Source organism: Actinoplanes sp. NPDC048967, from assembly GCF_040649415.1.
GTDB lineage: Bacteria > Actinomycetota > Actinomycetes > Mycobacteriales > Micromonosporaceae > Actinoplanes.
This window is the reverse complement of record NZ_JBEZFL010000008.1, coordinates 349,374-369,107: the sequence shown is the minus strand read 5'-3', so window position 1 is coordinate 369,107 and position 19,734 is coordinate 349,374. Positions and strand designations below refer to the sequence as shown.

The following is a 19,734-nucleotide window of genomic DNA, read 5'->3' as shown; positions in this document are numbered from 1 at the left end:
GTCCCGGCGTGAGCACCACGCGCCGGGACGCTGTGCTGTGCGCGCCGGCGAAAGACCGGGCCGGTGTCGCCCGGCACTGCCTGGCCAACGCCGAACGCGCCCGCCGCCGCCAGGGCCGCCTGGCGGCCCGGATCCTCGCCCTGGATCCGCCCGCGGCCGCCGTCGCCGAGCCCGTCGAGCTCCCGGACGAGGACCCGCACACCGCGCTGGGCCGGCTGGGCGCGCTCGACGCCGAGATCGTCCGCCGGTGGACCCGGGGGGACCTGGGCCCCGTGCAGATCGCCGCCGCGCTGGCGCTCACCCCGAACGCGGTCAGCATCCGGCTGCGCCGGGCCCGCGGCAGGCTGCGGGCGGAGTTGCGAAAGCTCGGCCCGGGTGCCGGACATGACGTACCGGAAGAGGGGAGGCGGCCGTGACCGACGACGACCTGCGCGCCCGGCGCGTCACCCACCGGTACGCGGGCCGGCCCACCGAGGCCGTCGAGGTCGCGCAGGGCGACGGCAACGGCGAGGCACTGATCGGGGCGACGGTCTTCGAGCCCGGCCGGCAGTACTTGGTCGCGGCCACCGACGGGCACACTCTGGTCTGCGGTTACAGCGGTCTGGCCACACCGGAGCTGCGGGCTCTCTACGACGCGGCGTTCTGAGCCCGGGTGGCCGCGAGCGAGCCGAGCACGGCCAGCGCGTCGGCCGACGGGCTGCCCGGCGCCGCGTGGTAGACGACCAGCTGCTGCCCGGGCGCGGACCGTACGTCGAACGAGTGCACGGCCAGGGTCAGCTCGCCGACCTCGCGGTGCACGAGCCGCTTGGTCTCCAGCGTCTTGCCGGTCACGTCGTGGCGGGACCACAGATGGCGGAACTCCTCGCTGTGCTCCGACAGGGTGCGTACCACCGTGGCGACCCGGTCGTCGGCCGGTGCCGCCCCGGCGGCCAGCCGCAGGGCGCCGACGCTGCTGCGGGCCACGGCCGCCCAGTCGGCGTAGAACGCGCGCGCCGACGGCTCGAGGAAGACGGCGTGGATCAGGTTTCCGCGCTCCTCGACGTCGGCGAACAGCGCCTCGGCGAGCGGGTTGCGGGCGAGGATGTCGTACGCGCGGCCGAACACGACCGCCGGGTTGTCCCGCCATGCCCCGAGCAGGTCGACCAGGGCCGGATCGGCCACCTCGGACGAGGCCGGCAGCGGGGTCACGGGAAGCAGCCCGGCCAGCCGGTACGCGTGCGTCCGCTGATCGTGGCTCCACCGCAGCACCCGGGCCAGCGCGTCGAGGATCTGCGGCGACGGATGCCGTTCCCGGTCCTGCTCGAGGCGGACGTAGTAGTCCACGCTCATGCCGGCCAGGGCGGCCACCTCCTCGCGGCGCAGCCCGGTGACCCGCCGTCCGGTCGCGGCGGGCAGGCCCACCTGCTGCGGTGTCACCTCGGCCCGCCGGGCCCGCAGGAAGTCGCCCAGCATCCCGTCCCTGGTCATGACCCGTCATCCCCGGGGGAACGGCGGCGCAGCACCATCCCGGCGTGGTGCAGGACGCCGTCGACGAAGTCCCCGTCGGCGGTGAAGCCGGTGTCGTCGACGTAGTCGATGTGGTCGCCGCTGATCTCGTACCGGCCGGTGTACGCCCGTTCCCGGCGGCCGCGGGCCTCGACGTAGCGGCCCTCCGGCAGCAGTTCGTGGCGGATGGCGCCGTCGGCGGTGACCCACATGCCGGCGTACGGGTGAGATGCCTTTGTCATGAGCTCCACGCTAGGAGTCCCGCGGCCTTGCGGGGAGGGTGCGTCGCACCCACCCAGCGGTGCGGCCCGCACTATATTTACGAACGGTCGGTCTTATTGTACGGTGACGGCATGACCCAGGACGGCCGGCTCATCCGCGGCGAACGCACCCGCACCGCGGTGCTCGATCAGGCCCTGGTGCTGGCCACCGTGGCCGGCCTCGGCGGCCTGTCGCTGAGCCAGGTCGCCGACGCGCTCGGCGTCAGCAAGTCGGGCCTGTTCGCGCACTGGCGGTCCAAGGAGGCGTTGCAGCTCGCGGTGATCGAGCACGCCCGGGCCCAGTGGACCGAGCGGATCATCCGGCCCGCGCTGGCCGCGCCGCGCGGGGTCCGTCGGCTGTGGGCGGTGCACGACACCCGGCTGTCCTTCTACGAGGCCGAGGTACTGCCGGGTGGCTGCTTCTTCGCCAATGCTCATCTGGAATACAACGCCCGCCCCGGCGTCATCCGCGACCGCCTGGCCGCCGAGCTGACCGACTGGATGGCCTACCTGATCAGCCTGGCCGCCGACGCGGTCGCGCTGGGCGAGCTGCGGCCCGGCGCCGAGCCCGAGGGCATCGCCTACGAGACCGAGTCCCTGGGTGTCTGCGCCGTGATGCAGGCGCCGGTGCTGGGACGAGACGTGACCTTCCGGCGCGCCCGCCGGGCGCAGCTCAAGCATCTGCGCGCGCTGGCCACCGACCCGACGATCCTCCCGGAGCTGACATGACCACCGCGACCGAGACGCTGCCGCACGGCGGCGTCGTCCCCATGCCCGTGCACTTCGACGATCTGGACGCCATGGGCGTGCTGCACAACTCCCGCTACGCCGTGCTGGTGGAACGCGCGATCGTGCTCTGGTGGGCCGCGCGGGGCGTCTCCTTCTCCGGCGGCCGGCCCACCACGCCGGACGCCTTCAACGTGGTCCGCGAATACTCCGTCACCTTCCACCGGCCGGTCCGCGGCACCGGCCAGATCAGCGTGCACTTCTGGCTGGAGAGCATGGGCACGACCAGCGCGGACTACCGGTTCCGGGTGACCTCGGCCGACGGCGCCACGGTCTTCGCCGAGGGCCGCCGGGTCAACGTACGCCTGGACCCGGCCACCATGCGGCCGGCCCCGTGGACCGAGCACGGCCGCACCCTCGGCTCGGAGCTGCTGCGCGGCTGATCTACTCGAAGAACTTGAGGCCCCAGCCGGTGTCGGAGGTCGGGCCCGGCACGTTGGCTCGGCTGTAGACGGTGTTGCCCCACCACGCGAAGGTGCCGGTGTACCAGAACCGGTTACCCCACGTGTACGGCGTGCCCTTCGGTACGGCGTGGAACATCAGCGGGAAGCGCGGACCGGCCGGCGGGCTGGTGGCGATGTCCCCGTTGAGCAGCACGAAGCTGTGGTGGCCGGGGCCGTTGACCGACAGCGTCGGATCCCAGCCGGCCATCATCGTGGCGCGCTGGGAGCCGAAGAGGCAGCCGTTGGACTTGTACCAGTCCCAGACGTAGGCCGGGTCGCCGCCGGCGCGCAGCCGCAGGTCGGCCAGGCAGTACTGCTCGCTCCAGCTGCCGTTGGCGGAGTAGACGATGTGCAGCTGCCCGTTGGGGTCGCGGATCGGTTCCGGGCCCTCGTTGATGAAAGGATTGCCGACGACGCGCTCCCAGGGCTCGCGCGGCTGGGAGATCACGTACCGGCCGCCGGTGGGGGTGGTCGGGCTGCTCATCCGGGCCAGGTAGATGTTCTGCTCGACGTTGGTGTCTCCGGCCCAGCCGGACCACACGAACCAGCGCTGACCGTTGAAGGTGAACAGCGCGCCGTCGATGGCCCACTTGTTGTCCGGCAGCGCGAGCTGGGTCTCCCCGGTGTAGCCGGAGTCCGGGCTGGCCGAGCTGATCGCGTACATGCGGTGGGCGGCGCCGGTGCCGGCCGAGAAGTAGATGTAGTAGCGGCCGCCGTCCACGACGATCTCCGGCGCCCACACCTCGCCCCGGCCCCGGCTGTCGGACCACACCAGCCGGGCCGGGGCGGCGGCGAGCCCGTCCGGGGACGAGGCCCGGCGGACCGCGATGCCGCCGTTGAGCGACTGGGCCGAGATGTAGGTGCCGCCGACGCGGATCACGCTGGGATCGGCGGCCCGGATGCTCTGCGCCGCGTCGGCGCTGCGGGCCGTGGACAGGGCGAACGTGGTGGTCAGGGCCAGCGCCAGAGCGGCGGTGACAAGACGTGACCTGGGCATGGGCGTTCCCGCTTCTGCCTCCGCTTCGACGCCGCTGCGGTGGGGGCCGCACGGGGTGGCGTCCGGTGGGGATGCGCCGGAGGCGTCGGGGGAGATCCCGGACCGGTGCGCGCGGCGGGGGTGCCGGAGAGCGCTCCCTGAGGATTTCCCGTTCCGGGCGGGAAGTCAATGCATCGACACCGGTCACTGACCGGGCGGGCCCGCGGGGTAGAGCGAGTCGAGCAGATCGGCGTACCGGGTCTCGACCGCGCGGCGCCGTACTTTCAGCGACGGGGTGAGGTCGCCGTCCTCGACGGCCAGGTGGTGGTCGAGGACCAGGAACTTCTTGATCGTCTCCCACGGTGCCAGGGTCGCGTTGAGCTGGTCGACGTAGCCGCCCATGGCCTCGGTCAGCTGCGGCGAGCGGGTGATCCCGGCGTAGTCGGTGGTGCCGAGCCCGTGCCGGGGCGCCCAGGCGCGTACGGCGTCCGGATCGAGGTCGATCAGGGCGGTGATGTACTTGCGGCCGTCGCCGTGCACGACGATCTGGCCGGCCAGCGGGCAGATCCCCTTGAACCGCGCCTCGATGGTCTGCGGGGCGACGTACTTGCCGTTCGAGGTCTTGATCAGGTCCTTCTTGCGGTCGGTGATCCGCAACGAGCCGGCGGCGGTGATCTCGCCGATGTCGCCGGTGTGCAGCCAGCCCCCGGCCAGCGTCTCGGCGGTGGCCCCGGGGGCGTCGTGATAGCCCTGCATCACGCCGGGGCCACGGACCAGGATCTCCCCGTCCTCGGCCAGGGCGACGCCGGTGCCGGGCAGCGGCAGTCCCACGGTGCCGTACTCCGGGCTGCCCGGCCGGTTGAAGAACGTGGTGGCACAGGTCTCGGTGAGGCCGTAGCCCTCCAGCACGGGCAGGCCGACGGCGTCGAACCACTCACCGATCTCCGTCGACAGCGCGGCCGCCCCGGAGATGAAGAAGCGCAGCCGGCCACCGAACCGGCGCCGGACGCGCGCGAGCACCAGCCGGTCGGCGACGCGGTGCTGGACGGCGAGGAACCGGCCCGGCCGCTCGCCCCGCCGGCGCAGCCGGGACACCCGGATCCCGACCCCGATGCCCCAGCGGAACAGGCGTGCGGTCACCGGGCTGCCGGACTGCACGGTGGCCAGGACCCCGGCGTACACCTTCTCGAAGATCCGCGGCACCGCCGGGATGATCGTCGGCCGGACCACCGGCAGCCGCTCGACGAGCCGGCCCACGTCGCCGTCCACGGCGAACGCGAAGCCCACCGAGAGCTGGCAGGACAGCAGCGCCTTGCCGAAGGCGTGCGCCAGGGGCAGCCAGAGATAGCCGAGGTCGTCCGGGCCCAGGAAGCCCATGGCCTCGATGGCCAGACCCTGGTAGATCCAGCTGTGGTGGGTGACCCGGACGCCCTTGGGCAGCCCGGTGGTGCCGGAGGTGTAGATCAGCGTCGCCAGGTCGTCGGCCCGGATCGCCGCGCAGGCCTCGCGCACGACGGCCGGCTTCGCGGCGAGCAGCTCGCGGCCCCGGGCGCGCAGGTCGGCCAGGGTCAGCACCCGGCTGTCACCGTCTCCGGGCGCGCCGTCGATGAGCACGGCATGCTCGACCGGCGAGCCCGCGGCGAAGACCTTGGCCAGCTGCCCGGCGTGCTCGACCACCGCGAAGCGGCTCGCCGAATCGGTGAGGATGTGCGTGACCTCGGCGGCCGAGCCGCTGGGGTAGACCGTGGTCGTGGCGCCACCCGCGCACATGACGCCGAAGTCGGCCTCGATCCACTCGGTGCGGGTGCCGGCCAGGATCGCGACCCGGTCCTGCGCCCGCAACCCGAGGTCGAGCAGGCCGGCGGCGATCTCGGTGACCGCCGTACCGGTCTCGGCCCAGGTCTGCGACCGCCACCCGCCCGCGCTGTCCAGGCGCCGGTAGGCCTCCGCCCCGGGCGTGCGGGCCACCCGGTCGAGGAACATGGCGCCGAACGACGCCGGCTCGGTGCGCCGCAGCTCCGCCAGGCGGGCCTCCTCGGCGGTGCTGGCGCGGCAGCTCGCGGACGCCGTCACGGTGCTCGTCGGCATGTGCCTCCCTCTCCGTCGACCCCTCCATCATCTGTCAGGGCGACGGGCGGCGGCAGCGGACCCGCTCAGCCGGGACGCAGAACGCCGAGCAGGAAACGATCGGGCCGCACGGCCGTGACCGTGCCGGCCGCACCGCGGAGCAGGCCGTCGAGGTCCTCCACGGCCAGACAGCCGGGCGCCGGGTCGGCCAGGTCCAGCGCCAGGTGGATCGCGCCGGGGCGCTCGGCCCCGGGCACCCGGCGGGGATCGCAGCCGTGACCGAGGAAGGCCCACCGGTAGCCGATCACGTCGTCCAGCCGCACGGGCGGGCCGCCGGCCACCCGGACCCACGGGTTGGGCAGCACCTGGCCCGCCCGCGGCAGCGGTCCGGCCACGGCGCGGGGCAGGCGGCGCGGCGGCAACGGGCGGTCGCCCAGGCGGCGTTTGAGGCCCGGCACGGCGTTGAGGCTGCGGGCCAGGCCGCGGAACACCAGCGCGGCGGCCCGGTTGCGGGTCTGCAGCACCCGGCCGATCCGCAACGCGAGCGTGGTGGTGGCGGCGACGTCCGGGCGGCGCTCCCGCTCGTACGCGTCCAGATCGCCGCCCTCGCCCAGCCGCCAGGCCAGCGCACCGGCGTCCCTGATCCCCATGCCCAGCCCCGCGCCGGCGAACGGTGGCATCGCGTGCGCCGCGTCCCCGGCCAGCAGCACCCGCCCGGCCCGCCACCGCTGCGCCATCCGCGCGCGGAACGTGAACACGGCCGCCCGCTCGACCTCCAGCCGGTCCGGATCGGTCCACGGCGCGACCAGCGCGCGGACCGTCTCCGGCCGGACCATGGCCGCGGGCTGTTCGCCGGGCAGCAGCATCCACTCCCAGCGCCAGCGGCCGGGGCTCGACATGGCCACCGCCGGCCGCGCGGGGTCCAGCACGAACGCCACCGTCGGGCTCCCGTCGGCGGTGCCGTCCACGCCGGCGTCGTCGGTGGCGGTGCCGGCCGCGTCCACGACCAGCCAGGGCTGCGCGAACGTGTCGCCGATGAAGGCGATGCCGGCCCGGGTGCGCACGGTGCCGGACGTGCCGTCGCAGCCCACGAGCCACTGCCCGGTGATCCGTCGCCCGTCGTCGAGAACCGCGACGACGTGATCGGCGGACTGCTCGACGTCCTGGACGGACCGTCCGGCGAGCACCTCGACGGAGGGCAGTTCGGCGACGGCGGCGCGCAGTGCGGTCTCCAGGGCCGGCTGGTCGATGCGCACGACCTGCGGGTGCCCGAACGCCCGGGCCCGCTGCGTCAGCAGGAACAGCGGCCGCCGGTCGGCGCCGACGGCACCGTTGCGGATCAGCGGCACCGACCAGGCATCGGGCGGGGCGAGCCCGGGGATCAGCGACAGCAACCGGATGGACTCGACCTCCAGCACGGCGGCCCGGGGCTTCGGGTACGGCCGGACGTTCGGCTCGACCACCACGGTCCGGACACCCTGCGTCCCGAGCAGCGCGGCGAGCACCCCGCCGACCGGCCCGAACCCGGCCACCACCACCGCCGCGTCGAGGGTCATCGCGGCAGCCGGACCACGTCGGCGATCACCGCCCCGTCGTCGGTCAGCCGGACCGCGGCCGGGCTGTCGAAGACGATCATGGCGAGCTTGTCGCCCGGGCGCCCGATCAGGCCCATGCCCTCGGCGTGGTCGTCGCCCTCGCCGTACGTGATCTCCAGCTCCCGGGTCAGCACCTCGCCCCGCACCACCGCCGGCATCGCCACCCGGTAGGCGCCGTGCCAGCGGTAGATCCGCACCGGGCCGTCCAGGCTCATCGTCGGGCCGGCCAGCACCAGCAGGTCGTCGCCGTCCGGGCACAGGTCACGTACGCCCAGCCCGTCCAGGTCCAGGACGTGCTTGCGGTACTCCAGCCCGTCGTCGAACGGGCGCAGCCGCAGCCGGCCGGGCTCGGCGGGGTCGACGTACGGCCGCAGCTCCAGCACGAACGCCCAGCCGCGCAGCACCGGACCGCGCAGACCGAGGTAGACCCGGTCGCCGCTGACCGCGATGCCCTCGATGTCCAGCCCGTTGTCCTTGCCGGGGATGGCCAGGAAGGGCGCCAGGTGGGCGTCGTGGCGCAGCAGCGTCCGCAGCCCGTCCCGCTTGTCGAGCTGCGCGGCCCGGTGGTGCTCGCCGTCCACGACGATCTCGCGTACCGGGGTGGGCAGGCCGTCGACCTCGGCGATCGGCAGCCGCAGCAGCACCTGACGGTTCTCCTGGCCCTCGACCCGGGACAGCCGCCGCAGCGCCTTGTCGCCGTCGTGGCGGGCCTTGATCTGCTTGCGGCGCAGGCTGTGCGACCCGACCGCCCACAGGAAGTGTCCGGTGCGGGCCAGGCCCTCGATGTCGGCCTCCTCGTCGGCGTCCGGGCCGGGCAGGTCGATGAAGTCGCCCAGCCGGAAGGTCCGCTCGTCGGCGTACTCGGCCGGCTGGGCCGGATCGTCGGCCACCAGGCGCTCGACCGTCGCCGTCTCGTCACCCGCGATCCAGAGCACCCGGCCGTCGACCCGCACCGCGGACAGGTTCGTGTGGGTGGCGGCGGCCCGCGAGAGGTCGCCGAAGCGCAAGCGGACCGTGTGTACCAGTGTCATGGCGACCATCGTGGCACCCGGTGTCGCGCTCAGCGCAGCAGATGGCCGACGCCACGCACGGTGTGCAGCACCGGCGGCGGCCCGAGCTTGCGGCGCAGCTGGGCGATCAGGACATCCAGGACGTTGGTGGCGGGTGGCACGACCTCGTCCCAGGCGGCGGCGATCAGCCGGGCCCGGGGGACCGGCTCGCCACCGGCCGCGAGGAGCAGCCGCAGCACCTCGAACTCCTTGGCCGTCAGGGCGAGCGGCCGGCCGGCCCGGCGCACCTCGTAGCGCCCGGGATCCAGCTCGATGCCGGCGTGGCGCAGCACCGGCGCCGGGCGGGGGCCGCCGCGCCGGCACAGGCTGCGGACCCGGACCACCAGCTCCGGAGGGGCGAACGGCTTGCCGAGGTAGTCGTCGCCCCAGGCCAGGCCCCGGACCCGCTCGTCGGGGGCGCTGCGGCCGGTGAGGAACAGCACGGGCACGTGCCAGCCCGCGCGCCGCCGGGCCGCGACGTACTCCAGCGCGTCGCCGGCCGGCAGCACCCGGTCGAAGACCGCGCAGTCGTACGCGTTGACGGCCAGCGCCTCGTCCGCCGCGGGCAGGTCGCCGACGGTGTCCACGGCGAAGCCCGCGCCCCGCAGCGACGCGTCCACGGCCAGTCGCAGATTCTCGTCGTCCTCGGTGACCAACACCCGCACCCGCCTACCGTAGCGGCATCAGTATTCCTCGATCCGCCGCCCGCAGCCCGGCCTGGAACCGGCTGCGCGCGCCCAGCCGGGCCATGATCGTGGACATCATCCGGCGTACGGTGCGCACCGAGACGCCCAGCCGGGCCGCGGCCGACTCGTCGGTGTAGCCCGCCGACAGCAGCGCCAGCAGTTCCCGTTCGCGCCCGCACAGCTCCTCGGCACTGGTCAGCGGCTTGCCGACCAGCCACAGCCGGTCGAAGAGGGCGATCACGGTGTCCACCACGCCGCTCAGACCCACCATCGCGACGTCCTCACCGGCCCGGTCCCGGGCCAGTATGGCCACGGTGCCGTCGACGACCGTCACGTCGGCCGGCACCTGCGGCACGGTACGGATCTCCGCTCCGGCGCCGGCCAGCCGGCCCAGGCGCAGCACCTCGGCGGGCCGGCTGCGCACGCAGTCGGTCAGCAGGACGCGATACCGCACGCCGCGGCGCAGATTGCCGTGGTCGGCGTGGCGCAACGGGCCGCCCGCCCCGGTCCCGCCGGTACGGGCGACGAGCACCTCCCGGACGGCGTTGCCCAGCGCGGCGTCGACGGCGGCGGGTGCGGACAGCACGGCGACGAGGTCGGGTTCCGCGGCGGTCGTGGTCATCACGCCGCCCGCCGCGGGGCGAGCGCGGAGCGGCAGGCCGCGAGGTGCCGGAACACGGGATGGCAGCGATAGCGGTCCGGGCCGGCCGGCTCCAGCAGCCCCCGGTCGGCCAGCGACTCGTGGGCGGCGCGGTTGCCGGCGGTGGCGGTCAGTTCCGGCGACGCCGGGCCGAGCGTGCGCCAGGCGCGCTGTTCGGTCAGGTCGAGGCCGGTCAGCGCGGCGTTCGTCGACTGCCGGACGGCTCCGGAGAAGACCCGGCACGGGTCCTCGTCGAGCTCCTCGGCGAGGCGCCGCACCGTCCAGTGCGGCCGGGTCAGCAGCCGGGCCGCGGCGTCGAGCAGGGCCGCCGGCAGACCACCGCAGGCGCGCAGGACGGCGGCGGTTGCGCGGGTCTCCGTACCCGGCCGGCCGGCCGCGGTGGCGAACAGGGCGGCGGCCTCCTCCGGGCCGAGCGGCTCCAGAGCGAGGCGGGCCGCGCCGTCCAGGTGCCAGCCGCGACGGGTGGTGGTGATCAGCGTCCGGGAACCGGAGGTCGCGGGCAGCAGCGGCGCGACCTCGGCGGCGTCACGGGCGCCGTCCAGCACGATCAGCATCCGCCGCCGGGCGACCTCGGAACGCCACAGCGCCGCCTGCTCGTCCGGATCGGACGGCACTTCGGTGACGCCGACGCCGCGCAGCAGTCGCTGGGCCACGGGAGTACGGCCGGTCATGGTCACGAAGAGCTGCCCGTCCGGGTGGTCCGCGGCGAGCCGGTGCGCCGCGTGCACGACCAGCGCGGTCTTGCCCACGCCGGGCATCCCGTCGACGATCGTCACCGGCGCCGGCCGCAGCAGCCGGGCCAGCTCCCCGGCCCGCCCGGCCAGCCGGGTGTCTCGGGGCAGTTCCCGGCGGACGCTGCCCAGCGCGCGGCGGTGTGCCGCCACGAGTCCCGGCCCCGGCCCGACCCCCAGCTCGGCGGCCAGCACCCCGGTCGCCTGCCGGTACGCGACCAGCGCGTCGGTGCGCAGGCCGCTCGCGTGCAGCGCGCGGACGAGCAGGGTCCAGGCGCTCTCGCGCAGCGGGGCGTCCGCGGTCACCGAGCGCAGGGTGGCTGCCGCGTCCGCCGCCCGGCCCAGCGCCAGCTGCACCTCGCCGAGGTGTTCCCGCAGGTCCAGGTGCAGCTCGAGCAGGCCTGTCAGCGCGCCCGGGTCCACCTCCACACCCTCCAACGGCCGTCCGCGCCACAACCGCAGCGCGTCCTCCAGCAGGACGAGCGCCTCGGCGTCGGAGCCGGCGGCGCTCGCGGCGGCACTCAGCTCGGCGGCCCGGACCGCGTCCAGCTCGCCGGGCCCCACCCGCATCCGGTACGCGCCGGTGGTCCGCTGGATCCGGTCGCCTCCGTCCACGTGCGACGGCAGCATCCGGCGCAGCTGCCACACGTAGGTCTTCAGGTTCGCCTCGGCCGAGGCCGGAGCGGTCCGGTCCGGCCACAAGGCCTCGGTCAGGATGTCGACGCCGACCCAGGCGTTCGGCCGCAACAGCAGAGCGGCCAGGACGGTGGCCGGTTTGCCCGTACCGAGCCGGCCGGGGATCGTCGTGTGCACCTCGAGCGGGCCGAGGATGTGGAAGAGCACGGGTACACCTCCTTGGTGGTCGCCCTACGATCCATCCGGGCACATGAGGATCCGATGACACGAGCGGGCGGGGAGGCCACAGTGCGGGTGCTGGTGGTGGAGGACGACGACAACCTGCGGTTCGCCGTGCGTACGGAGCTGGCCGGGGCCGGGCTGGCCGTCACGCAGGCGGCTGACCTCGCCACCGCGGACGCCGCCCTGACCGGTGAGGACTTCGACTGTGTGGTGTTCGACCGGATGCTGCCCGACGGGGACGCGATCCACTATGTGCACGGGCGCCGCCAGCAGGGCTGGGCCGTGCCCGTGCTGCTGCTGACCGCCCGCGACAGCCTGGCCGACATCGTCGCCGGGTTCGAGCACGGCGGCGACGACTACCTGGTCAAACCGTTCTCGGTGGCCGAGATGACGGCCCGGGTGCTGACCCTGTGCCGGCGTGCGGGCACCGGACGGCCGTCGGTGCTGCGCCACGGCGACCTGGAGATGGACTGCGCCCGCCGCCAGGTACGCCGGGCCGGGGTGCTGCTCGGACTGACGGCCAAGGAGTTCGCGGTGCTGGAATACCTGCTGACCCGGCCGGAGCAGGCGGTCGCCCGCGGCGAGCTGATCGAGCACTGCTGGGACAGCAGCACCGACCCGATGTCCAACGTGGTCGACGTGGTCGTCCGCCGGCTGCGCGGCAAGCTGCGCGAACCGGAGCTGATCCACACCGTGCGCGGGCGTGGCTACCGGCTGGCCTCATGACCGGCTCGGCGCTGGACCGGCTGCGCCGGCTGCCCTGGTGGCTGGCCGGCTGGCTGACCGCGATCACCGCCGCCGGGCTGATCCTGGCGACCTGGCTGCTGATCGGGGCCGACACCCGGCGCGGCGAGGCCGAGCTGGACGCGCGGCTGATCCGGGTCACCACGGCGGTCACCCGGCTGATCTCGTACGACGGGACGATCGTCACCGCGCGGATCAGCCGCGACGAGGTGGACACCGGCTGCCCCGAGTTCGCCGTCCTGCCCGGCCCGAACGAGCAGTTCACCGGGCACTTCAGCCGCCAGCCGTGCGTGACGGTGGACGCCGGTACGAAGTCCGTGCTGGCCGCGCGGGCCGTCGCCTCCGGGCGAGAGCAGACCGGCTACGTCCCGGACTCCACCGGCGAGCTGATGCGGGTGCGGGCCGAGCCGTTCCGCAACACCGACGGCCAGTACGTCGGCGCCGTGGTCGCCCTGGTCGATCCGGCCGAGGTCCGGGCCGCGCACCGGGATTTCGTGCTCGCCGTGCTGGGCGGCTCGGTGCTGTTCCTGGCCGCGGTCGCCGGGGCGGGTTATCTGCTCACCGTGCGGGCGGTCCGGCCCGCGACCGCCGCTCTGGAACAGCAGGAAGTGCTGCTCGCCGACACCGCGCACGACCTGCGGACACCTGTCGCCGCGCTGCGGGCGCTCGCCGAGACCGCCCTGCTCCAGCCGGCCCAGCGCACCGAGCTGCTGCCGCGCACGGTCGACCTGGCCCGGCGGATGGGCAGCATCATCGACGGTGTGCTGATCCGGGCCCGGCTGGCCGCCGGGGTGGAGACGCTGACGATCCAGCCACTGTGGCTCGACCAGCTGGTCAGCACCGTGGTCGAGGAGACGGTGGACGACGGGGCCGACATCACCGTGACCACCGCGCCCACCAAGGTCAGCGCCGACGCCGACCTGGTCCGCCGGGCGATCGACAATCTGCTCGACAACGCGCTGCGGCACGGCCGGGTGCCGGGCCGGCCGGCGATCGTGCACATCACCGTGGCCGGCGGACGGGTGACGGTGGCCGACCACGGTCCCGGCATCGACGCGGCCCTGGCCGAGGAGAGCTTCGAACGGTTCAAGAGCTCCGGCGGCTCCAGCGGGCTCGGACTGTCCATCGTGCGCTGGGTCGCCCAGGCGCACGGCGGCACGCTGCGGGTCTACAACGCCGTGGAGGGCGGCGCGATCTTCGAGCTGGAGTTACCGGCCGCCGCCTGACACCGGTGTATCCGCCGTGGACCGATCATGTACACGGTCTTCTATGCTTTCGGCGTGACCGCCATGGGGGATGTGCATCGTTTTGCTGCCCGGACCGAACGGGCGCTGCGCTCGGGCCGCCGGGGCCGACTGCCCCTCGTGCTGGTCGTCGGCACCTCGCTGGTGGCCGTGACGGCGGCGGTGTCCGGTGCCGCCTCGGCCCCGCCCGGGGTCCGCTTCACGCCGGCCGGCCACTGGTTCGCCAGCCCGGCCGAGGACCTGATCTACCACGTCAACGGCTCGGCGCACTCGGTCGACGCCCGGGCCCGGATCGACGGCCTGCAGCCGGGCAGTCAGGTCGTGCAGGGCGACACGACCGGCTACGTGGTCGGCAGCACGGAGATCCTCGAGTTCGGCAAGTCCACCCTGGCGGTCGAACAGACTCTCACGCCACCGGCCGGGGAACGGCCCGTCGCCGTGGAGGGCAAGGGCGGGCCGTACCTGGTCTATCGCGAGACCGGCACGGTGGTCCGGCTCGGCACCGAGCCGCGGACCATCAAGGCCGGGGAGCCCCTCGGCGAGCCGGCCGTCACGCCCGACGGCACGCTGTGGCTGCACCGCACCGGCACCAACGCGCTCTGCCTGCTGCGTCCCGGCGCCGAGCTGCTGTCCTGCCCGGCCGCGGCGCCGGCGGGACACGCCGGGGCGTTGACCGTGGTGGGCAGCCGGGCCGTGTTCGTCGACACCGACACGAACACGCTCACCCCGGTGACCGGCGACGGGCTGGGCCGGTCCACCCCGGCCGGCGTGGACCTGCCGGCCGGCGCGGGCATCGCCACCGCCGATGTCCACGGGCGCGTCGCCGTGCTCGATCCGCAGCAGCACAGGCTGCACCTGGTCGACGCGAGCACCGTCGGCTCCGGGCGCCCGGCCGCCGCACCCGTCCCGGTCGAGCTGCCCGCGGGAAGCTATTCCGGGCCGGCCGCCGGGCGGTCGTCAGTGGTGCTGCTCGACCGCGAGCACGGCTCGGTGCTGACGTACGACCGGGACGGCCGCCGCCAGAGCGTGGCCGACGTGCCGCCGGAGAGCGGTGACCCCCGGTTGAGTCTCGGCCAGGACGACCGGGTGTACGTCGAGGGCGGCGAGGGCCGGCAGGTGCTGGTCGTCGACGACCGGGGCCAGGCCCGCGCGGTGCCCCCGGCGGGAGGCGGGCGCGCGCCGGGCGACGGGGCGACGCCGGGCGGCCCGGGCGGCCCGGGCGGCCCGGGCGACCCGGCCGACAACCGGCCGGCGACGAAGCCCGGCCGGCCGGGAACACCGACGCGCCCGGCGGGCCCGCCGTCCACCCCTGACAACCCGTCCACCACCGGCGGCCCGGCCACGATCGGCGGTCCGCCCGCCATCGGGGGCGGCCCGGTGCCGCGCACCTCGGACACCGGGCCCCCGTCCACGCGCAAGGCGGTGCCGGCCAGTCCGCCCGGCATGCCGCCGCGGGTCCGTGCGGGCGTCACCGGCGCGACCATCGTGGTCAGCTGGGGTGCCGCGGCCGGCAACGGCGCCGCGGTCAGCGGCTACCGGGTGTCCTGGGGGCCGGCCGGCGGCGGGAGCGAGTCGACGACGCGCTCCGGGAGCAGCCGTTCGGCCACGTTGACCGGCGTCACCGCCGGCATGTCCTACCGGATCACCGTCGCGGCCGAGAACGCCGCCGGTCGCGGGCCCGCCGCCACCGTGTCGGCCATCGTCCCGGAGCCCGCGCCGGAGCGGTCGGTGGTCGTCTCGCGCGGGGAACCCACCACCTACGAGCACGGCTGCGATCCGCCGGAGTGCGCGTTCGTCAAGGTCACGATGCGCGGCTTCGAGCCGAACACGGCTTACGACATCGAGCCGTGGGCCTCCGAGTGGAAGAACTTCAACACCGGCGCCCGGCTGACCACCGACTCGCTGGGCAACCTCACCGCCCGGCACCGGTTCCCGTTCAACGGTGTGGGCCAGGAGGTCTGGGTGATCGTGGACGGCATGGAGTCCAACCGTCTGCTCTGGACCGCCGGGTGAACCCCGCGGCAGCGGCGCGGGTCGCCGGGCTCGTCATGCGCAACGTGGAACAGGTCCTGCGGGGCAAGCCCGAGCTGGTCCGGCTGGCCGTCGCCGGGCTGCTGGCCGAGGGGCACCTGCTGATCGAGGACGTGCCGGGGCTGGGCAAGACCACCCTGGCGCGCTGCCTGGCCCGCAGCATCGGCGGACGGTGGAGCCGCATCCAGTTCACCCCGGACCTGCTGCCCAGCGACATCACCGGGGTCAGTGTCTACCACCAGAAGGACGAGCGCTTCACCTTCCACCCGGGCGGCGTCTTCGCCCACGTCGTCATCGCCGACGAGATCAACCGGGGCACCCCGAAGACCCAGTCGGCCCTGCTCGAGGTGATGGCCGAGGGCCACGTCACCGTGGACGCCGAGACCCACCGGGTGCCCCGGCCGTTCCTGGTCATCGCCACCCAGAACCCGATCGAGATGGAGGGCACCTACCGCCTGCCCGAGGCGCAGCTCGACCGGTTCCTGATGCGCCTGACCGTGGGCTACCCCGACCATGACGACGAGGTCGACGTGGTGCTCGGCAACACCGCCGGGCGTTCCGCCGACGACCTGTCCGCGGTGGTCGACACCGACATCCTCACCGCCGCCGTCGAAGCGGTCCGTGGCCTGCACGTCGACACCGGCGTGGCCGGATACGCCGTCCGGCTCGCCGCGGCGACCCGCGAGCACCCGGCCGTGCGCTACGGCGCCAGCGTGCGCGGCAGCATCGCCCTGGTCCGCGCGGCGCAGGCGCTGGCCGCCATCGAGGGCCGCGGCTTCGTCACGCCGGACGACATCAAGGACGTGGCGGTGCCGGTGCTGACCCACCGCCTGGTGCTCACCCCGGAGGCGGAGCTGAGCCTGGGCGGACCCCGGGAGATCATCGACGACGCGCTCGCCTCGACCGCCGCACCGATGGCGCGCGCGGGCGGCTGACCATGCGGGTGACCCGCCGTGGGTATGCGGTCCTCGTCACCGCGGTCCCGCTGCTCGCCGCCGGCTGGTGGGGCCGGTTCGCCCTGGCCGGGGTGCTCGGGGCGATCCTGCTCGGCGCGGTGTCGGCGGCTGTCCTCGGCACCGGGCGCACGCTGCGGATCACCGTCCGGCGTTCGGTGTACCCGAGCCGGGTGACCAGGGGCCGTCCGGCGCAGGCCCGGCTGTGGGTCACCAACCCGGGCTCCCGCCGGCAGCCGGGCTTCACCGCCGCCGATCCGGCCGGGCCGGTCATCCGGTCGGTGCGGGTGCGCGGTCTGCCGCCCGGGGGCGAGACCGTGCAGCACTACGAACTGCCCACCGACGTCCGGGGCAGGTGGACGATCGGACCGCTCAGCCTGGAGCGCCGGGACGCGTTCGGGCTCGCCCGCAGCAGCCTGCCGGCGGGGGAGACCACGACGTTGTGGGTGCATCCTCGCCGGCTCCCGGCCCGGGCGCTGTCCGGCGGCCGGCGGCGCCACCATCACGAGGGCACCGTCACCGACAGTGCGCTGCGCGGGTCGGCCGAGCTCAACGACGTGCGCGAGTACGTGCCGGGCGACGAGGTACGCCTGCTGCACTGGAAGGCCACCGCCCGCACCGGGCAGCTGATGGTCCGCGACCTCGCCGACCCGCAACGCAGCCGGTTCACCGTCCTGCTCGACACCCGGGCCGCCGCGGCCACCGCCGCCGGTTTCGAGGAACTGGTCGAGACGGCCGCGTCCCTGCTCAGCGCCTCGGTCGCCGCCGGGCAGCACACCTGCCTGCTGACCTCCTCGGGCCACCGGACCGCGGTCGACGGCACGGCCGGCTCCGTCGGTGTACTGCTCGACGCGCTGAGCGAGGTCACCCAGGACGACAGGACCGCCCGGTTGCCCCCGGACCGCGGTGGCAACCTCGTCGTGGTCTGCGGCGACGGACCACCGCTGGTGCCGGCGGCCACGCTGCTGCGGCGGTTCACCCGGATCCACGTCATCGCCCTGGGCGGCCCGGTCGAGGTGCCGGGTGCGCGCGTGCTGCGGGCCCGGACCGCCGACGAGGCCGTACGGCTGTGGAACGAGGCACTCGGGTGACTGTCCGTACGGCCGGCGTGGTGCTCGCCGCCGCTTTCGCCGGGATGCTGTTCGCCCCCGTGTTCGGCGTCGCCGCGCTGCTCGTCCCGGTCGGCGTCCCGGCGGCAGCGATCCTGGCCACGGTGCTCGCCTGCGGCCGGTTCTCCGTCGTGGACTGGCGGCCCGTGCTGGCCCTGCTGGCCGGCGTGCTCGCGGTCGTGGAGACCGTGCTGTGGCGTACCACGGTCACGGGCCTGCCGACCGGCGCGACGCTGCGGGCGCTGACGGACGGCGCCGGCGACTCCTGGCGGCTGGTCCTGCAATCGACGTGGCCGGCCCGGCCGGACCCGGCGCTGCTGCTGTTCGTGCCGCTGCTGGTGGTGCTGGCGGCGGTGCTCGGTGGCGAGTTGCTGCACCGGCTGCGGAGCCCGTTGCCGGCCCTGCTGCCCAGCCTCGCCCTTGTCGCGCTGAGCCAGCTGTATTTCAGCCCCGCGCCCGGTCCGGCGACCCTCGCCGCTCTCGCCTACGCCGCGCTCGGCGCCACCCTGCTGTTCGAAGGCCCGGCGGTGCGCGTCGTGCCGGCAGCGGTGACAGCGGTGGTGGCCGCCGTCGCCGCCGCGTTCGTGCTCCCGAGCGGCCCGGCCCGGTACTCGCTGGCCCGCGACCAGGCCGCGCCGCTGCCCGACGCCGGGCTGACCAGCCCGCTGGACGAGGTCACCGGGCGGCTCGGCGACCCGTCGCGGCCGGTGTTCCGGGTCCGGGACGCGACCGACGTGGACCGGTGGCCGGTGGTGGTGCTCGAGGACTTCGACGGCGTCAACTGGACCCCGGCCGGCCGGTTCCGGCGCCTGGGCGCGACCCTGCCGCCGGGCCGGGCGGTGACCGTGCCGGCCGTCGAGCGTACGGCCACGATCGAGCTCGCCGCGGGTGAGGGGCCGTGGCTGCCCAGCCAGACCTGGCCGGCGCGCGCCGAGGGTGTCGAGCCGCTGGTGGCCGAGCACCAGGGCACGCTGCTGCTGCCCGGCCCAGCGGGCGGCGTGCGGTACGACCTGAGCTGGTGGCAGCCCCGCGCCGACGCCGGCCGCCTGGCCGAGGCCGCGATCGACCCGGACGCCCCCGGTGGCCTGCACGGGATCGGCACGGTCCCGCCGCAGGTGGAGGCCCTGGCCGGCGCGGCGGTGCACGGCAACCGGCCCTCTTTCGCGACCGCCGTGGCCCTGGAGAAGTGGTTCCGGGACAACCACGACGTCGCGATCGGCCGGGACCTGCCGGCCGGGCACGCCTGGCCGCAGCTGACCGACTTCCTGCTCACCACCCGGCGCGGCACGAGCGAGCAGTTCGCCGCGGCCTACGTGGCGCTGGCCCGCATCCTCGGCATCCCGGCCCGGCTGGTGGTCGGCTACCGGATGCCCGCCCAGGCCGACCCGGACGGCTTCGTCACCGTCCGCAACGGCGACGCGCTGGTCTGGCCCGAGGTCGCCGTCCGGGACGTCGGCTGGGTGCCGCTGGATCCGACCGGCGGGGCCGCGGAGTCCGGTGCCGCGGCCGGCAACGGGCTGGCCGGGCTGGCCGAGCGCGCCCGGCAGACCTTGCCCGCCCCCGGTGACCTGCGAGACCCGCCCCTGGCTGCCCCGGCCGGTCCGGCGGCTTCCGGCGACCGCGGTGTGCCCTGGCCGGCGCTGCTCGTCCTGCCGGTGGTGCCGCTGGTCGGCTGGCCGCTCGCAGTGCCGCTGGCCTGGAGTGTGCGCTCGTGGCGACGCCGGCGGCGGCCGGGCCCCGCGGCGGTCGTCGGCGCTTGGGAGGAGGTCCGGGACAGGCTGCGGGCGTACGGCGTCCCGGTGTCCACCGGCATGACGGTCCGCGACCTCGGCACCGCCGCGGCGGCCGTCACCGACGCGGGCACTGTCGCTGAGATCCGCCGCCTCGGCGTGCTCGTGGACCAGGCGCTGTGGTCGGGCACGGCACCCGCCGACCAGCACGCGGCGCAGGCCTGGTCGATCGTCCGCGCGGTACGGCGTGGGCTGGCGCGGACCGGCCGGCGCCGCTGGTTGCGGGCCCTGCTCGACCACCGGGGCCTGCGCCGCCCGGGCTGACC

19 protein-coding genes are annotated in these 19,734 nt (G+C 75.1%); 10 read left to right on the top strand and 9 right to left on the bottom strand.

Annotated features, from left to right (window positions below; all coding sequences use genetic code 11):
* Nucleotides 1-8: 8 nt before the first annotated feature.
* Complete coding sequence (locus AB0C12_RS32480; protein ID WP_360553680.1) at nucleotides 9-416, top strand: hypothetical protein; 408 nt, start codon at nucleotides 9-11, stop codon at nucleotides 414-416.
* Complete coding sequence (locus tag AB0C12_RS32475) at nucleotides 413-646, top strand: hypothetical protein (RefSeq protein WP_360553679.1); 234 nt, start codon at nucleotides 413-415, stop codon at nucleotides 644-646. The genes AB0C12_RS32480 and AB0C12_RS32475 overlap by 4 nt, the downstream gene beginning before the upstream one ends.
* Here the strand turns inward: AB0C12_RS32475 and AB0C12_RS32470 are convergent.
* Both AB0C12_RS32470 and AB0C12_RS32465 read right to left on the bottom strand, forming a co-directional pair.
* On the bottom strand, nucleotides 628-1,467 hold the full coding sequence (locus AB0C12_RS32470) for a helix-turn-helix transcriptional regulator (RefSeq protein WP_360553678.1): 840 nt from the start codon (nucleotides 1,465-1,467) through the stop codon (nucleotides 628-630). The genes AB0C12_RS32475 and AB0C12_RS32470 overlap by 19 nt on opposite strands.
* Entirely contained in the window at nucleotides 1,464-1,727 is a 264-nt protein-coding gene (locus AB0C12_RS32465) for an Atu4866 domain-containing protein (RefSeq protein WP_360553677.1), read from the bottom strand. Before AB0C12_RS32465 ends, AB0C12_RS32470 begins: the two co-directional genes overlap by 4 nt.
* A gap of 111 nt (nucleotides 1,728-1,838) precedes the next feature.
* Between AB0C12_RS32465 and AB0C12_RS32460 the strand changes: the two genes are divergently transcribed.
* Both AB0C12_RS32460 and AB0C12_RS32455 read left to right on the top strand, forming a co-directional pair.
* The gene (locus tag AB0C12_RS32460) at nucleotides 1,839-2,474 is read left to right on the top strand and encodes a TetR/AcrR family transcriptional regulator (RefSeq protein WP_360553676.1); all 636 of its coding nucleotides are present in this window, start codon (nucleotides 1,839-1,841) and stop codon (nucleotides 2,472-2,474) included.
* A complete protein-coding gene (locus tag AB0C12_RS32455) occupies nucleotides 2,471-2,914 on the top strand; it encodes a hotdog domain-containing protein (RefSeq protein ID WP_360553675.1) in 444 nt (147 codons plus the stop codon). Before AB0C12_RS32460 ends, AB0C12_RS32455 begins: the two co-directional genes overlap by 4 nt.
* A gap of 1 nt (nucleotide 2,915) precedes the next feature.
* On the opposite strand, the gene AB0C12_RS32450 is transcribed toward AB0C12_RS32455, so the two are convergent.
* The 7 genes from AB0C12_RS32450 to AB0C12_RS32420 all read right to left on the bottom strand — a co-directional run bounded on the left by AB0C12_RS32450 (nucleotide 2,916) and on the right by AB0C12_RS32420 (nucleotide 11,582).
* The gene (locus AB0C12_RS32450) at nucleotides 2,916-3,971 is read right to left on the bottom strand and encodes a glycoside hydrolase family 43 protein (RefSeq protein WP_360553674.1); all 1,056 of its coding nucleotides are present in this window, start codon (nucleotides 3,969-3,971) and stop codon (nucleotides 2,916-2,918) included.
* A gap of 183 nt (nucleotides 3,972-4,154) precedes the next feature.
* Nucleotides 4,155-6,038 carry a long-chain fatty acid--CoA ligase gene (locus AB0C12_RS32445; protein WP_360553673.1) on the bottom strand — a complete coding sequence of 628 codons (1,884 nt, stop codon included), beginning with the start codon at nucleotides 6,036-6,038 and terminating at the stop codon, nucleotides 4,155-4,157.
* A gap of 65 nt (nucleotides 6,039-6,103) precedes the next feature.
* Entirely contained in the window at nucleotides 6,104-7,573 is a 1,470-nt protein-coding gene (locus AB0C12_RS32440; protein WP_360553672.1) for an FAD-dependent monooxygenase, read from the bottom strand.
* Nucleotides 7,570-8,643 (bottom strand): DUF3616 domain-containing protein, encoded by a 1,074-nt coding sequence (locus AB0C12_RS32435; protein ID WP_360553671.1) that lies wholly within the window; start codon nucleotides 8,641-8,643, stop codon nucleotides 7,570-7,572. Before AB0C12_RS32435 ends, AB0C12_RS32440 begins: the two co-directional genes overlap by 4 nt.
* Before the next feature lie 29 nt (nucleotides 8,644-8,672).
* Nucleotides 8,673-9,326, bottom strand: a complete 654-nt coding sequence (locus AB0C12_RS32430) for a response regulator transcription factor (RefSeq protein WP_360553670.1) — start codon at nucleotides 9,324-9,326, stop codon at nucleotides 8,673-8,675.
* 4 nt (nucleotides 9,327-9,330) lie between these two features.
* The gene (locus AB0C12_RS32425; RefSeq protein ID WP_360553669.1) at nucleotides 9,331-9,969 is read right to left on the bottom strand and encodes a helix-turn-helix transcriptional regulator; all 639 of its coding nucleotides are present in this window, start codon (nucleotides 9,967-9,969) and stop codon (nucleotides 9,331-9,333) included.
* A complete protein-coding gene (locus tag AB0C12_RS32420) occupies nucleotides 9,969-11,582 on the bottom strand; it encodes a BTAD domain-containing putative transcriptional regulator (protein WP_360553668.1) in 1,614 nt (537 codons plus the stop codon). The genes AB0C12_RS32425 and AB0C12_RS32420 overlap by 1 nt, the downstream gene beginning before the upstream one ends.
* Nucleotides 11,583-11,636: 54 nt before the next feature.
* Here AB0C12_RS32420 and AB0C12_RS32415 point away from each other — a divergent pair, with 54 nt between their 5' ends.
* The 6 genes from AB0C12_RS32415 to AB0C12_RS32390 all read left to right on the top strand — a co-directional run bounded on the left by AB0C12_RS32415 (nucleotide 11,637) and on the right by AB0C12_RS32390 (nucleotide 19,732).
* Nucleotides 11,637-12,323, top strand: a complete 687-nt coding sequence (locus tag AB0C12_RS32415) for a response regulator transcription factor (protein WP_360553667.1) — start codon at nucleotides 11,637-11,639, stop codon at nucleotides 12,321-12,323.
* Nucleotides 12,320-13,567: a HAMP domain-containing sensor histidine kinase gene (locus AB0C12_RS32410; RefSeq protein ID WP_360553666.1), complete on the top strand. Its 1,248-nt coding sequence runs from the start codon at nucleotides 12,320-12,322 to the stop codon at nucleotides 13,565-13,567. The genes AB0C12_RS32415 and AB0C12_RS32410 overlap by 4 nt, the downstream gene beginning before the upstream one ends.
* 63 nt (nucleotides 13,568-13,630) lie before the next feature.
* Nucleotides 13,631-15,598: a fibronectin type III domain-containing protein gene (locus tag AB0C12_RS32405; protein ID WP_360553747.1), complete on the top strand. Its 1,968-nt coding sequence runs from the start codon at nucleotides 13,631-13,633 to the stop codon at nucleotides 15,596-15,598.
* Nucleotides 15,599-15,633: 35 nt separating this feature from the next.
* A complete protein-coding gene (locus AB0C12_RS32400) occupies nucleotides 15,634-16,551 on the top strand; it encodes a MoxR family ATPase (RefSeq protein ID WP_360553746.1) in 918 nt (305 codons plus the stop codon).
* 8 nt (nucleotides 16,552-16,559) lie between these two features.
* Nucleotides 16,560-17,660, top strand: a complete 1,101-nt coding sequence (locus tag AB0C12_RS32395) for a DUF58 domain-containing protein (RefSeq protein ID WP_360553665.1) — start codon at nucleotides 16,560-16,562, stop codon at nucleotides 17,658-17,660.
* Nucleotides 17,657-19,732 (top strand): transglutaminaseTgpA domain-containing protein, encoded by a 2,076-nt coding sequence (locus AB0C12_RS32390; RefSeq protein WP_360553664.1) that lies wholly within the window; start codon nucleotides 17,657-17,659, stop codon nucleotides 19,730-19,732. The genes AB0C12_RS32395 and AB0C12_RS32390 overlap by 4 nt, the downstream gene beginning before the upstream one ends.
* The last annotated feature ends 2 nt before the right edge of the window (nucleotides 19,733-19,734 follow it).

What these genes read in the sequence shown, in the direction of transcription:
- AB0C12_RS32450 (WP_360553674.1), bottom strand. Translation starts at nt 3,971, where the DNA reads ATGCCCAGGTCACGTCTTGTCACCGCCGCTCTGGCGCTGGCCCTGACC.
- AB0C12_RS32440 (WP_360553672.1), bottom strand. Translation starts at nt 7,573, where the DNA reads ATGACCCTCGACGCGGCGGTGGTGGTGGCCGGGTTCGGGCCGGTCGGC.
- AB0C12_RS32455 (WP_360553675.1), top strand. Translation starts at nt 2,471, where the DNA reads ATGACCACCGCGACCGAGACGCTGCCGCACGGCGGCGTCGTCCCCATG.
- AB0C12_RS32405 (WP_360553747.1), top strand. Translation starts at nt 13,631, where the DNA reads ATGGGGGATGTGCATCGTTTTGCTGCCCGGACCGAACGGGCGCTGCGC.
- AB0C12_RS32465 (WP_360553677.1), bottom strand. Translation starts at nt 1,727, where the DNA reads ATGACAAAGGCATCTCACCCGTACGCCGGCATGTGGGTCACCGCCGAC.
- AB0C12_RS32400 (WP_360553746.1), top strand. Translation starts at nt 15,634, where the DNA reads ATGCGCAACGTGGAACAGGTCCTGCGGGGCAAGCCCGAGCTGGTCCGG.
- AB0C12_RS32415 (WP_360553667.1), top strand. Translation starts at nt 11,637, where the DNA reads ATGACACGAGCGGGCGGGGAGGCCACAGTGCGGGTGCTGGTGGTGGAG.
- AB0C12_RS32425 (WP_360553669.1), bottom strand. Translation starts at nt 9,969, where the DNA reads ATGACCACGACCGCCGCGGAACCCGACCTCGTCGCCGTGCTGTCCGCA.
- AB0C12_RS32460 (WP_360553676.1), top strand. Translation starts at nt 1,839, where the DNA reads ATGACCCAGGACGGCCGGCTCATCCGCGGCGAACGCACCCGCACCGCG.
- AB0C12_RS32435 (WP_360553671.1), bottom strand. Translation starts at nt 8,643, where the DNA reads ATGACACTGGTACACACGGTCCGCTTGCGCTTCGGCGACCTCTCGCGG.
- AB0C12_RS32445 (WP_360553673.1), bottom strand. Translation starts at nt 6,038, where the DNA reads ATGCCGACGAGCACCGTGACGGCGTCCGCGAGCTGCCGCGCCAGCACC.
- AB0C12_RS32470 (WP_360553678.1), bottom strand. Translation starts at nt 1,467, where the DNA reads ATGACCAGGGACGGGATGCTGGGCGACTTCCTGCGGGCCCGGCGGGCC.
- AB0C12_RS32410 (WP_360553666.1), top strand. Translation starts at nt 12,320, where the DNA reads ATGACCGGCTCGGCGCTGGACCGGCTGCGCCGGCTGCCCTGGTGGCTG.